This is a genomic window from Moritella sp. PE36 (assembly GCF_000170855.1).
Taxonomy (GTDB): Bacteria; Pseudomonadota; Gammaproteobacteria; order Enterobacterales; family Moritellaceae; genus Moritella.
This window is the reverse complement of sequence record NZ_ABCQ01000023.1, coordinates 11,956-24,537: the sequence shown is the minus strand read 5'-3', so window position 1 is coordinate 24,537 and position 12,582 is coordinate 11,956. Positions and strand designations below refer to the sequence as shown.

At 41.2% G+C, this 12,582-nt stretch carries 7 protein-coding genes; 3 read left to right on the top strand and 4 right to left on the bottom strand.

Features of this window, described 5'->3' with window-relative positions:
* Positions 1 to 43 precede the first annotated feature (43 nt).
* Positions 44 to 2,419: a phosphoenolpyruvate synthase gene (ppsA, locus tag PE36_RS13565; RefSeq protein ID WP_043994528.1), complete on the top strand. Its 2,376-nt coding sequence runs from the start codon at positions 44 to 46 to the stop codon at positions 2,417 to 2,419.
* 116 nt (positions 2,420 to 2,535) lie between these two features.
* Here the strand turns inward: ppsA and PE36_RS13560 are convergent, their stop codons facing one another.
* The gene (locus PE36_RS13560; protein WP_006032613.1) at positions 2,536 to 3,399 is read right to left on the bottom strand and encodes a hypothetical protein; all 864 of its coding nucleotides are present in this window, start codon (positions 3,397 to 3,399) and stop codon (positions 2,536 to 2,538) included.
* 320 nt (positions 3,400 to 3,719) lie between these two features.
* Complete coding sequence (locus tag PE36_RS13555; protein WP_006032612.1) at positions 3,720 to 5,528, bottom strand: SUMF1/EgtB/PvdO family nonheme iron enzyme; 1,809 nt, start codon at positions 5,526 to 5,528, stop codon at positions 3,720 to 3,722.
* A gap of 367 nt (positions 5,529 to 5,895) precedes the next feature.
* On the opposite strand from PE36_RS13555, the gene PE36_RS13550 reads away from it, so the two are divergent.
* Together PE36_RS13550 and PE36_RS13545 are read left to right on the top strand one after the other, a co-directional pair.
* The gene (locus PE36_RS13550; RefSeq protein WP_043994527.1) at positions 5,896 to 8,985 is read left to right on the top strand and encodes an FAD-binding and (Fe-S)-binding domain-containing protein; all 3,090 of its coding nucleotides are present in this window, start codon (positions 5,896 to 5,898) and stop codon (positions 8,983 to 8,985) included.
* A gap of 192 nt (positions 8,986 to 9,177) precedes the next feature.
* A complete protein-coding gene (locus PE36_RS13545; protein WP_043994526.1) occupies positions 9,178 to 10,365 on the top strand; it encodes a hypothetical protein in 1,188 nt (395 codons plus the stop codon).
* An 80-nt stretch (positions 10,366 to 10,445) separates the two neighbouring features.
* Here the strand turns inward: PE36_RS13545 and PE36_RS13540 are convergent, their stop codons facing one another.
* Together PE36_RS13540 and gap are read right to left on the bottom strand one after the other, a co-directional pair.
* Complete coding sequence (locus PE36_RS13540) at positions 10,446 to 11,333, bottom strand: D-hexose-6-phosphate mutarotase (protein ID WP_006032609.1); 888 nt, start codon at positions 11,331 to 11,333, stop codon at positions 10,446 to 10,448.
* A gap of 83 nt (positions 11,334 to 11,416) precedes the next feature.
* Positions 11,417 to 12,430 (bottom strand): type I glyceraldehyde-3-phosphate dehydrogenase, encoded by a 1,014-nt coding sequence (gap, locus tag PE36_RS13535; protein ID WP_006032608.1) that lies wholly within the window; start codon positions 12,428 to 12,430, stop codon positions 11,417 to 11,419.
* Between the last annotated feature and the right edge of the window lie 152 nt (positions 12,431 to 12,582).

Genomic DNA, 12,582 nt, shown 5'->3' with positions numbered 1-12,582 from the left:
ACTTAAAATCATTTTTGAGATAGATTAAATCTGGAGAACTGCCGTGATAGAGTACGTAATTGGGTACGAAAAACTTGGAATGAACGACGTAGAACGAGTTGGCGGCAAAAACGCATCTCTAGGTGAGATGATCAGTAACTTAGCAGGCGCAGGCGTGCAAGTTCCTGGTGGTTACGCGACTACCGCTGATGCGTTTAATCAGTTTTTAGAGCAAAGTGGCGTAAACGATAAAATTTATGCATTACTAGACGATCTCAATGTTGATGACATCGCAGCGTTAACCAAAGCTGGCGCGACTATTCGCCAATGGGTCATCGACACACCTTTCCAACCTGAATTAGAAGCCGCTATTGCCCAAAGCTATGAAGTACTGGCTGGTGAAGCAGGCGAGCAAGCATCATTTGCAGTACGTTCTTCGGCAACCGCTGAAGATATGCCAGATGCATCATTTGCGGGTCAGCAAGAAACATTCTTAAACGTACGTGGTTATGACAACATCATTGTTGCAATTAAACACGTATTCGCATCACTCTTTAACGACCGTGCTATTTCTTACCGCGTGCATTCTGGTTATGACCACCGTGGCGTGGCATTATCTGCGGGTATTCAACGCATGGTGCGTAGTGATGAAGCATCATCTGGTGTGATGTTCTCTATCGATACTGAATCTGGCTTTGAAGATGTGGTATTTATTACGTCTTCATATGGTCTTGGTGAAATGGTTGTACAGGGCGCAGTTAACCCTGATGAATTCTATGTACACAAACCAACACTTGCTAAAGGCAAGCCTGCGGTTGTACGTCGTAACATCGGTAGCAAGCTGATCCAAATGATCTACTCTGCTGACGAAGGCCATGGTAAACAAGTTCAAATTGTGGATGTTGAAGCAAGCAAGTCTCGTCAGTTCTCTATTACCGACGAAGAAGTAATGGAACTAGCGAAACAAGCTGTGATCATCGAAAAACATTACGGCCATGCGATGGATATCGAATGGGCGAAAGATGCGATTGATGGCAAGATTTATATCGTTCAAGCACGTCCTGAAACAGTACGTAGCCGTGAAGATAAGCAAGTCATGGTGCGTTTCCACTTAGATGCTAAATCAGCCGTGGTTACAGAAGGCCGTGCGATTGGCGGAAAGATTGGTGCCGGTCCAGCTAAAGTTATTTCATCAATTGCGCAAATGGATGAAGTGAAAGAAGGCGACGTATTAGTAACGGATATGACAGACCCAGATTGGGAACCTATCATGAAACGTGCTTCTGCAATCGTCACTAACCGTGGTGGCCGTACCTGTCATGCTGCAATTATTGCACGTGAAATGGGTATTCCAGCTGTTGTTGGTTGTGGTAACGCGACAGACTTGATTAAAAATGGTCAAGAGCTAACAGTATCTTGTGCAGAAGGTGACACTGGTTTTATCTACGAAGGTATCTTACCATTCCGTGAAACCTCATCAGTAGTGGCTAACTTACCGGAGATTCCGGTAAAAGTAATGATGAACGTGGGTAACCCTGATCGTGCATTTGATTTCGCGGCATTACCAAACGAAGGTGTTGGTCTAGCGCGTCTTGAGTTCATCATCAACCGTATGATCGGTATTCACCCTAAAGCATTGCTTAATTTTGATAAACAATCGCCAGAGCTACAAGCTGAAATCAATGAGATGATCGCAGGTTATGCATCACCAGTTGAATTCTACATTGCTAAGTTACAAGAAGGTATTTCAACGCTGGCTGCAGCGTTCTACCCGAAAAAAGTAATTGTGCGTATGTCTGACTTTAAGTCAAACGAATACGCTAACTTAGTGGGTGGCGAATTCTTTGAACCTGAAGAAGAAAACCCAATGTTAGGTTTCCGTGGCGCATCTCGTTATATCTCTGAAGACTTCCGTGATTGTTTCGCACTAGAAACAGAAGCAATTAAACGCGTGCGTAACGACATGGATCTAACCAATGTTGAAATCATGATCCCATTCGTGCGTACATTAAGCGAAGCGGCATCAGTGATTGATTTACTAGCAGAGCATGACCTGAAACGTGGTGAGAACGGTTTACGCGTTATCATGATGTGTGAACTACCTTCGAATGCATTGTTGGCTGATAAGTTCCTACAGTACTTCGATGGTTTCTCGATTGGTTCAAATGATTTAACCCAATTAACATTAGGTCTAGATCGCGACTCTGGTATCATCTCTCATTTGTTTGATGAACGTAATGAAGCGGTGAAAGTATTGCTGTCAATGGCAATTAAAGCGGCTAAGAAAGCGGGTAAATACGTGGGTATTTGTGGTCAAGGACCATCGGATCACGACGACTTTGCTGCTTGGTTAGTTGAGCAAGGTATTGATAGCGTATCGCTAAATCCTGATACAGTATTAAGCACTTGGCTATACCTAGCGGACAAACACGCTAAATAAGTTAGCCGTTTGTTGGCTCAAGCCTGAGTTATCGTTTAAGTGAAAGCCCCAAGGCAGTGTTAATTAGCACTGACTTGGGGTTTTTTTGTCGTTGTCATATTAGTTAACGTGGCTTTTTATTGGGTACAATGGTGCTTAGCGTGGTTATTTTCGGTTGTCGATGTGTGTAAATTGTATTCCACAATATTAAGTTGTTTGTCAAAACTGGCCAATATCATGTCGATTGATTCTGTGGCGATATTAAAAAATACGTTGGCTTTGATGGTTGGCTTGGAGATGATAATTTCGTTGTCGATAACTTTAAGTAAATGGGCTATTTTAAGCAAGTAATCTTGGTTTTGTTGAATATTAATGCTTTGTTCTAACGACTGACAAAGATAAGTAAGGCGTATACGCTCTGCTCGTGTACATATTTTTGCCGCCGCGATGCCTGTGCCAAGCGCACGTATTTGGGCGATGCTTTCTGCGGTAAACAATAATTCCTGCCATAAAAATTGGATAGATTCACTATTACTATTGCTGAGTTGATGTAGTTTATTGTCAAACGCAATATCATTGATGAGATAGAGCACATTTAACACGAGTTTATTATGTTGTTCGAGATTATTACGCACATGGAGATTGATGCAGTCAACAGCCAAACGCTGCCAATGGTCTAACATGGCTTGCCAACGCTCATTGTCCAATAAATCAGGGTAGTTATCGCAGATGTCTTGCTGGATTGTCTCGATAGCATCTGTCACCTCTTTTAGTCGTGGTTTTAGATTTTCCTCGCCGTGTAATACCCCATTTGACAGACCTCGATGTTGTTGAACACGAGTGAGTAATTTACGAATGGAATTCAATTTTACCAGACCATCCATTTGTAATTGTTTACGGCAGCGCTGTTGATTCTGTAGTGTAAACAGTAAATAGCACAAGCATATTAATGTGAATAAAATTGCCGAGCCACTGACGAGTAACATTGATTGTGAAGTCATAATACCTGCCTTAATTATCTCTTTAGTAACGAGTTACTAGTTACTATTAAATGTTAACCATTAGACATTAAGCAATTATGATACCAGCCGTTAAACAGCGTTATTTACGTTATTTACGTTATTATGCACCGATAAGGGGAGTATTTAGGGCAAGTTCCCTAAAATGGTGACGGGTTATAAGTGAGAAAAATTGAGTCGTTGATAAATAATTAGAATTCAAATAGCAAAAAGCCCCGGTCATTTCAGACCGAGGCTTTTGTTTATTGCGTTTTAAGTGACATCAGAGTCAGCGTCTTGCAAGGCTTTTCAAACCGCAGATTTTAGTTTTCGCGTACTGCTCTAAAACCAATATAATTAGCGCGGAAATCGGGTTTTAATTCTAAGCGAACATCAACCTGCGCAAGTTTTGGCGCGAAGTTCCATGCGCCGCCTCTTGCCACTAGATTATTTCCGCCAGTTAGTTCCCAAACGTTACCGACGGTATCATATAGGCCAAATTTATTGGCTTTAAATGATTGTACTGGCGCGGTGCTTTTATTCGACCATTGGCTGCCACAGTAAGCGCAATTGGCTTTTGAGTTGCCGGCATCGTTACCCCACCAGTAGTTGTAGCTACTGCCTGCGCGCGCCACATATTCCCATTCGCCGTTATTAGGTAAACGGTATTTTTGGCCTGTTGCTTTTGATAACCACGTTAAGTAAGCATTGGTGTCGGCTGAATTGATACAGACAACAGGATGCTCATCAGTCTGTTCGAAACCGGGTTGACGCCAGTTTAAGTCGGCATTATATGTTTCTTTACCGTTAAGATACTCCACACAACCATTACCTGATTCTGCTGCGGTAGTATAGTTGCTAGCACTAACAAAATGTTTGAAGTCAGCAACTGTGATCGGGTTTTGACCTACTGAGAAAGCCTTGATAGCTTGCTTAATGTCGCTCGGCACCGAGATTAATTCTGGGCCGCGTTCACCTGACGCTAAAAAGTCTTGTACTGCCTGACCATTTCTCAATGAAACCGTGGCTTTAACTAATTCAGCTCTGACCATCAGGTTATTTTTTAGTTTGATGTTTTGTTCAAAATCCATGTAGTTTGGTTTTTTGATCACGATATGGTGGGGCCCTGGTGATAACATCACTGAAAGTTTGGTCGAACCATAGCTAACGCCATCAATGAATACTTCATCATCGTATTGGTTAGAACGGATGGTGAGTTCATATAACGCACCTTTATTATCGTCGTTATCCGTTGTTGTGGTGCTTTGTGCTACTTGCGGTGATTGTTCTGCGCAGTATCGAGTGGAGATATTTAACAGCTTACACGCTGCATTTTTTGGTAACACGCCCTGCATTGTTACCTGCATGGTTGAGCTATAAGTACCCTGACCACTGAATTCACCGGTTAACACTTTGTGACCTAACAATTTAACATGAGCGCTGGAATTCGCTTTATGTTTACTGACTAGTTTCGCTTCGGTTACTGAGTTGAATAGCGACGTTAAATACGTCTTCGACGCTTTTTGCTTACTCAATAGATTGCTACGAGAGATACATTTTGAGAATGAAGTTTGCAGATCACAGTTAACGCGTTGGTTAACATCTAGCGACTGAGTTTGTTGCATCTCATTATTCAGACGGTTAATGCGTGAAATGTTTATTTCTTCACTGATTGTTTCACGTTGATTTAGTAGTCTAACGCGTTCAATATTTTTTTCTGAAACTTGTTTATTGAGTTGTGCTAGGGTAGCAACAGAATCTTTAATGAGTTGCTTATTTTTTTGCTGCTGCTGAACTGCATAGCGGTAGTCATTCTGTGACGTGGCAATGTCTTGCATTGGATTATCAATCATCAATGTATATTGCGCATTCATTTGCGCCAATGCTTTTGCTGTTTGCCCAACAAGTGCTTTTCCTTGCGTTCTTGCTTGCGCTAACTTGGTATTCTCGATAGCTATATTGTCATTGACCACTGCGAGAGATGTGATGAATGTGTCATATTCAGATTGAATACTTTTAAGCTCTGTTTGTAAATTGTCTACAGTGTTATTTTGTTGGTTTGTTTCAGTGGCTTGAGCTGTATTCATAATCAAAATACAACTCGCTGCAAGGGCTCTTAAAGCAACACGCATTTTTAATGTTTCCTATTGATTTGTCTGAGATGACAATGAAAAGAACCCTCATTTACGCCCAGATCAGACTAACGTCTATGTTATGTAGTAAATGTCACCTATAGTATTTCTTAAGGCGTTAAACCGCAAGTTAAACGATAGTTTGATTTAGCTATTATGTTACGTAAGGCGCATATTACTATTAAATTCGTTAATTTTAGGTTAATGCTTACACGTTGTTTATATAGGATAACGTCCTAAAACGGTGTGTGGTTATAACTGAGATCAATTTAGCCTTTATCTATAGGCGATGAATTTAAGCACTCATGTTACAATATTCTTAATTAAAAATTTGTATTAGTTGAAAATTGTCACAAGGGAATGGATGATGATCCCCGAATTAAGTTATCAGGATGCAGTAAAATCAGAATACCTCGCTTTTTTGAGTGCCTTAGAAAAAAGTGAATTTAGTGGGGATATTGAAAAATCATATGCTAGCCGATTAGCGGTGGCGACAGATAACAGTATTTATCAGTTATTACCGCAAGCGGTTGTACTGCCACGTCAACACCAAGATTTAGTCATAATGGCAGAATTGTCATTACAGGCTGAATTTAAAACCATTACCTTTTCACCGCGTGGTGGCGGGACGGGTACCAATGGCCAATCACTGACTGACGGTATTATTGTCGATATGTCACGGCATATGAATAATATCATTGATATCAATGTGGAAGAAGGCTGGGTACAGGTTCAAACCGGTGTGGTTAAAGATCAACTCAACGAATTTCTTAAACCCTATGGTTTCTTTTTCTCACCTGATTTATCGACCAGTAATCGCGCCACGATTGGTGGCATGATTAGCACGGATGCGTCGGGCCAAGGGTCATTAAAATACGGAAAAACCAGTGACCATGTACTGTCTGTTTCGGCAGTATTAATGGATGGCACTGAATTAGTGACGGCAAGTCAGTCTGCAGAGCTGATGCATGAACAGGCTCAGCAGAATAATTATCTGGGTAAAGTTTGTGATCAGGTGATTGATACGATTACCCATAAACAACAGAAAATTGCAGATACCTTTCCACCCCTAAATCGTTTTCTTACCGGTTATGACTTAGTTCACCTTTATGATAAAAGCACTCAAGAATTTGATTTAGGGCGAATTCTGTGTGGTTCAGAAGGATCATTAGCGTTTATTACTGAAGCAAAACTTAATTTAACCTCAATCCCAAAGTACCGTTGTCTTGTTAACGTGAAATATGACAGCTTTGATTCGGCCTTGCGTAATGCGCCATTTTTAATTGAAGCCAATGCACTGTCGGTTGAAACCGTTGATTCAGTCGTGTTGAATTTAGCCAAACAAGATATTGTTTGGCACTCGGTTAAATCACTGATCACGGATGTGCCGAATAAAGACATGCAGGGTATTAACTTTGTTGAATTTGCCGAAGATGATGGTGAGATTCAGCAACAAAAAATTGCACATTTAACTGCTGAGCTTGACCGCCTAATGGCTGCGGGTGAAGCAGGGGTGATTGGTTATCAGATTTGTGATCAATTAAGTGACGTATTGAAAATATACGGCATGCGTAAGAAAGCCGTTGGTCTGTTAGGTGCAACCAAAGGTCAAGCTAAACCATTAGCCTTCGCTGAAGATACTGCGGTTCCGCCTGAACACTTAGCGGATTATATTGTTGAATTCAGAGCCTTGTTAGACAGCTATAACTTACATTACGGTATGTTTGGTCACGTTGATGCGGGGGTGCTACATGTGCGTCCTGCATTAGATATGCTCGACCCTCAGCAAGAGGTCATTTTACGTGAAATATCTGACAAAGTCGTTGCGTTAACAGCTAAATATAAAGGCTTGATGTGGGGCGAACACGGCAGAGGTTTCCGCTCTGAATATGGCCCAGAATTTTTCGGTGATGAGCTATTTACCGAGTTACGTAAAATTAAAGCCGCCTTTGACCCTGATAACCGCTTAAATCCAGGCAAGATCTGTACGCCAATTAACAGTGATGCCAAACTCGTGTCTGTGGATGCGAAAAAGCGCGGGGCATTTGATCGCCAAATTCCGGTTTCGGTGAGGGAAGACTTTCCACAGCCAATAGATTGTAACGGTAATGGTTTATGTTTTAACTATGATACCAAAAGTCCGATGTGCCCGTCATTTAAGCATACCGGGGATCGTCGTCATTCGCCAAAAGGGCGTGCAGCCCTGATGCGAGAATGGTTACGTCAATTGTCTTGTCATGAGATGACAGAACAGGAATTGGGTCAACAATTAACGATACAAAAGGTGGGGCTAACTACTTTTACCACCCGTTTAAAGAACAGTTGGAATAAAGCGCGCGGCCGTTATGACTTTTCGCATGAAGTGATGGACGCGATGCAAGGTTGCTTAGCGTGTAAAGCATGTACGATCCAGTGTCCGGTTAAAGTCGATGTGCCAGAGTTTAGATCGCGATTTATTGATCAATACCATAGTCGTTATTTACGGCCGATTAAAGATTTTGCGGTTGGCTATTCTGAAAGTTATACCCCGATGATGGCAAAGATGCCGAAGTTCTTTAATTTCTGGTTAAATCAAAATTGGCTGCAAGCTGCAACCAAACTTACGATAGGCATGGTGGATATTCCGTTATTAAGCACACCAACCTTATCAGAGTCGTTACGTGGGCATTATGCACAAAGTTTTGACTTGGCATTTTTACAGCGTTTAAGCGTTGAAGATAAAGCGAAACACGTATTAATTGTCCAGGATCCGTTTACTAGTTTTTATGAAGCTGAATTAGTGCAGACATTAGTCATCCTGATTGAGAAGCTAGGCTTGAAGCCAGTGATCTTACCGTTCAAACCCAATGGTAAACCGCAGCATGTGAAAGGTTTTTTAGCTAAGTTTGCCAAAACGGCCGAAACAGCCGCTGAATTTTTGAATGCTTTGCATGATCTGGGTATGCCGATGGTGGGTATTGAACCGGCGTTGGTGCTTTGTTATCGCGACGAATATAACCAAATATTAGCGGATAAACGCGGTGATTTTAGCGTCCTGCTTATTCAAGAATGGTTGTTAACAGAGAGTGCGCAAGTACATTTGGGTGAGGCGATTAACAGTCAAGCGAGTAATGGGCAAGATGCTAAAGCAGAACCCTATTACCTGTTCGCCCATTGTACTGAAAAGACCAATAAGCCAACGGCAGAACAAGAGTGGCAACAGGTATTTAACGGCTTCGGCTTAGCGTTAGAAACAGTGGCAACGGGTTGTTGTGGTATGGCGGGAAGTTATGGTCATGATGCTAAGCATGTGACAGCATCAAAATCTATCTATGGTCAAAGCTGGAAACATGCGTTATCACAGCGTGATGCTTCGCGTTGTTTGGCAACCGGTTATTCTTGTCGTAGTCAGGTGAAGCGCATGGAGAAAGTACGACTTAACCACCCAATTAAAGCGTTACTGAATGCGTTAGTTTAACCATAGTTAAGTATGGGCAGTATTAGACATGTGAAAAATACTGCTCATACATCTTTCCTGCTTAATATTGAGCTAAGTGCTGTTTTATAACGCCTTGTCACATACATCCCTCGTTAGACACCAAATTTTGATATTGGCAGCGTATGCTGTTCTTGTTAATTCAAGTATGTCTCGAACAAAAGGATGATGTTCATGCTCACTACATTACCAATCAAACGCCAATTATTAAAGCAACGACAAGTCAAATTATCGATCAAACTGTCTAGTCTTATACTCGTAACGAGTCTATTTTCTGGCTGCGTAACGCTGGCCGAGTTTACCGACGGTGGTGATAGTTTCACTATGTCTGCAGCTGCATCTGAAGAAATGAATGCTGTTAATGCTGCAATGAATGCCGTTGAGATATTATATCAACGAGGTAATAAACAGGACCTTGCTTATTATGCCCCGAATAATTTTGAGCTAGCCCTTAAAAAACGCGAAGAGTTATTGAGTATGTATGAAGACTATACGCCGAATGGCGGTAGTTGGTTTTCGAATTCGGGCAGTGAAGAGATTGAAACTGAATCAGAGTTATTTGTTCAACGCATGAATAAAGCTTTTCAAGCTAAACTCATTACTGAACCGTCACTATCCATCATTCGTGATCATGATGAATTTATTCAGAGTATCGATGTTGATGGTTTTGAAGCGCGTTTTGATAAACTGCGTGATTCGACCACCCAGTTTACTGGGTTAATTGAGAGTCGTGGCACTGGCTTAGGTTTAGAACACCAAAAAATCAAACTAGAACGCGATTATAATAGCCTTGAAGTCGATATGATAAAACGTAAAGTATTACGTTTACCCACGTCTGAGTTTAATTTACTCGATCAGGAACTTGTCCCTGAAAGCTATAACAAAGCATTAAATGGGTTATACAGTTTAGAACGTTTAATTGAAAAAAATCCGCGTGATAATACCGTGATCCAACAACAGTTAAATGCGAGTTATCGCCAAATAAAGCAAGCGGAAAGCATTGCTAAAGAAGTTGTTTGGGTTAAATCAAGAATTAAAACATCGGCGGAACGTGTAGTGATAAATTACCGCGATCATTTAAGCTCATTAAATAGCTATTTAGGCACAGAAGAGTTAACTGCATTGGATTTTCAATCTCAGGTTCGTGGCATAAAAGATGCTGTCGCATCGAAAATATCACAACATGATAAAGAAAAAGAGCTTAGTGACCAACATTTACGTCGTCAACTTGCCGAGCTAGGTCGTTTGTTAACGGGGCAGGATATGAGTAAGTACAGTATTTCCCAACAAGTGGATAGCCTAATTTTTGCTGCGCGTACGTTGGTGGACGAAAGTATCGATATACCTTTAGCACAACGATAATGGTGGCGTGACATCATGTCGAATGTTTTAAGCTGAGCACTTAGCTAATAGACTATGTGCTCATGTTGGTATTGTTGCTATTAGAGGGCTGCTACACTTAATTTTGTGGTGAGTGTATGGCTGGCTCCTGGTGCTACTGTGACAGCTTTTTTACCAATGATAGCCGGTTCTAAACAAAACATGGTTTGATAACCGTCATCTGGCATATCTGTAAATGCTTGTGCACCCGTTTGCCAAGGGTTCCAAACTACCATCGCATTATTACCTTCATTCTCGATAATAATCTTATGCTGCAGCTGTTCATCAGCTAACGTAATTGTCGCCGCTGGATCTTCACAAATAATATCGACATTACTATCTAGTTTACGTGATGTTTGATTATTTTTATCTAAGCCATGTATTTGGATTGCGTCAGGCTGTGAAATTTGGAAGTAGCTGTGTAATGCGCCGCCATAATCAAAGCTAGCATTACCGGTATTTAGGGTGGTGAGATTGAGTGTTAATGTATCGCTGATAATAAACTCAGCAATAAGATTAAAATCATGTGGCCACAATCGTTTCATTTCAGGGTTTGGCGTTAGCTGTAAACGCACTTTGCAAGTATCGTCGTCACTGTGGCTATCGAGTAATTGCCAATGGTTGTTTCGGGCAAAACCGTGAGCTGGGAAATCTTTAGTTTGTGCTAGGGGCTGTACAGTCGGGCTCTGCTTTGCAGGACCAAACCAAGGCCAGCAGATTGGTACACCACCGCGGATCGCTTTTACACCATTAAAAATAGCACTCTCACTCATCCATATAACAGGCGCTGCGTTTGCAGGTGTGAAGCTAAGCAGATGCGCGCCAAATAAGCTGATACGGGCATCTGCTTTAGGGTGGACAATATGAAGGTATTTGAGACCATTACTGGTGACTAAGTTAATGTGCTCAGTTAACTTAATTTGATCCGTGATTGTATTGCGATATGACATAAAGTCCCCAACATAGAAAAGGCGACCTATTGGCCGCCTTTACATTATAATTCAATTAACTTTGAATTATTAATCAAGTTTGATTATTTAGCGCTCATAAGTAGAACAGCGTTATCTAACATACGGTTAGAGAAGCCCCACTCATTGTCGTACCAAGACATAACTTTAACTAGTTTGCCTTGAACTTTAGTTTGTGTCGCATCAAAGTTAGATGTGTGTGCATCATGGTTGAAGTCGATAGAAACTAGTGGTTCGTTGTTCACAGCTAGTGCACGCGCTAGGATTGGATCCGCAGCTACTGCATCAGTGATGATTTGGTTGATTTCTTCTGGAGTCGTATCACGACCAGCTTCGAAAGTAAGGTCAACAAGAGATACGTTGATAGTTGGTACACGTACCGCCATACCTTGGAATTTGCCTTGTAGTTCAGGAACTACTAGACCAACAGCAGCAGCAGCACCAGTGCTTGTTGGGATCATGTTCATTGCCGCAGCACGAGCACGATATAGATCTGTATGATATACATCAGATAGACGTTGGTCATTTGTGTAAGCATGGATAGTAGTCATCATGCCGTTAACGATACCAACAGAGTCATTTAATAGTTTAGCAATTGGTGCTAGACAGTTAGTAGTACAAGATGCGTTTGAAACAACTGTCATATCAGCAGTGATTATGTCGTGGTTAACACCGTAAACGATTGTTGCGTCAACGTTTTTACCAGGAGCAGAGATTAGTACTTTTTTAGCGCCGCCATCTAAGTGAGCTTGACAAGCTTCTTTACTTGTGAAAATACCAGTACATTCAAGTACTACATCAACACCTAATTCACCCCAAGGTAGATCTTTTGGATTACGCTCTGAGAACGTTAGGATGCGATCGCCGTTGATGATTAGTGCTTCAGCATCAAAATCAACAGTACCAGGGAAACGACCATGTGCAGTATCATATTTAGTTAGGTGAGCATTAATTCTTGAATCACCTAGGTCGTTGATTGCAACGATTTCTAGATCTTGCTCTTTACCACCTTCGTAGAATGCACGAAGTACGTTTCTGCCGATTCGACCATAACCATTGATTGCTACTTTAATTGTCATAACTTGTATCCATTAAATTAAATGTAAGTTTGAATTAATAATCTTGCTTGGTTGTAAATTTACAAGATTTTGATAAAAAGACAAGAATAAATACCAAAATGTATGCGTTGAATCACAAAATGTTGCAAATTTACGAAAATTAACTGATTTAG

Excerpts from the sequence above, each read along its gene's own strand:
- PE36_RS13540 (WP_006032609.1), bottom strand. The coding sequence starts at position 11,333 with ATGTCATATCGCAATACAATCACGGATCAAATTAAGTTAACTGAGCAC.
- PE36_RS13550 (WP_043994527.1), top strand. The coding sequence starts at position 5,896 with ATGATCCCCGAATTAAGTTATCAGGATGCAGTAAAATCAGAATACCTC.
- gap (WP_006032608.1), bottom strand. The coding sequence starts at position 12,430 with ATGACAATTAAAGTAGCAATCAATGGTTATGGTCGAATCGGCAGAAAC.
- PE36_RS13555 (WP_006032612.1), bottom strand. The coding sequence starts at position 5,528 with ATGCGTGTTGCTTTAAGAGCCCTTGCAGCGAGTTGTATTTTGATTATG.
- PE36_RS13545 (WP_043994526.1), top strand. The coding sequence starts at position 9,178 with ATGCTCACTACATTACCAATCAAACGCCAATTATTAAAGCAACGACAA.
- PE36_RS13560 (WP_006032613.1), bottom strand. The coding sequence starts at position 3,399 with ATGACTTCACAATCAATGTTACTCGTCAGTGGCTCGGCAATTTTATTC.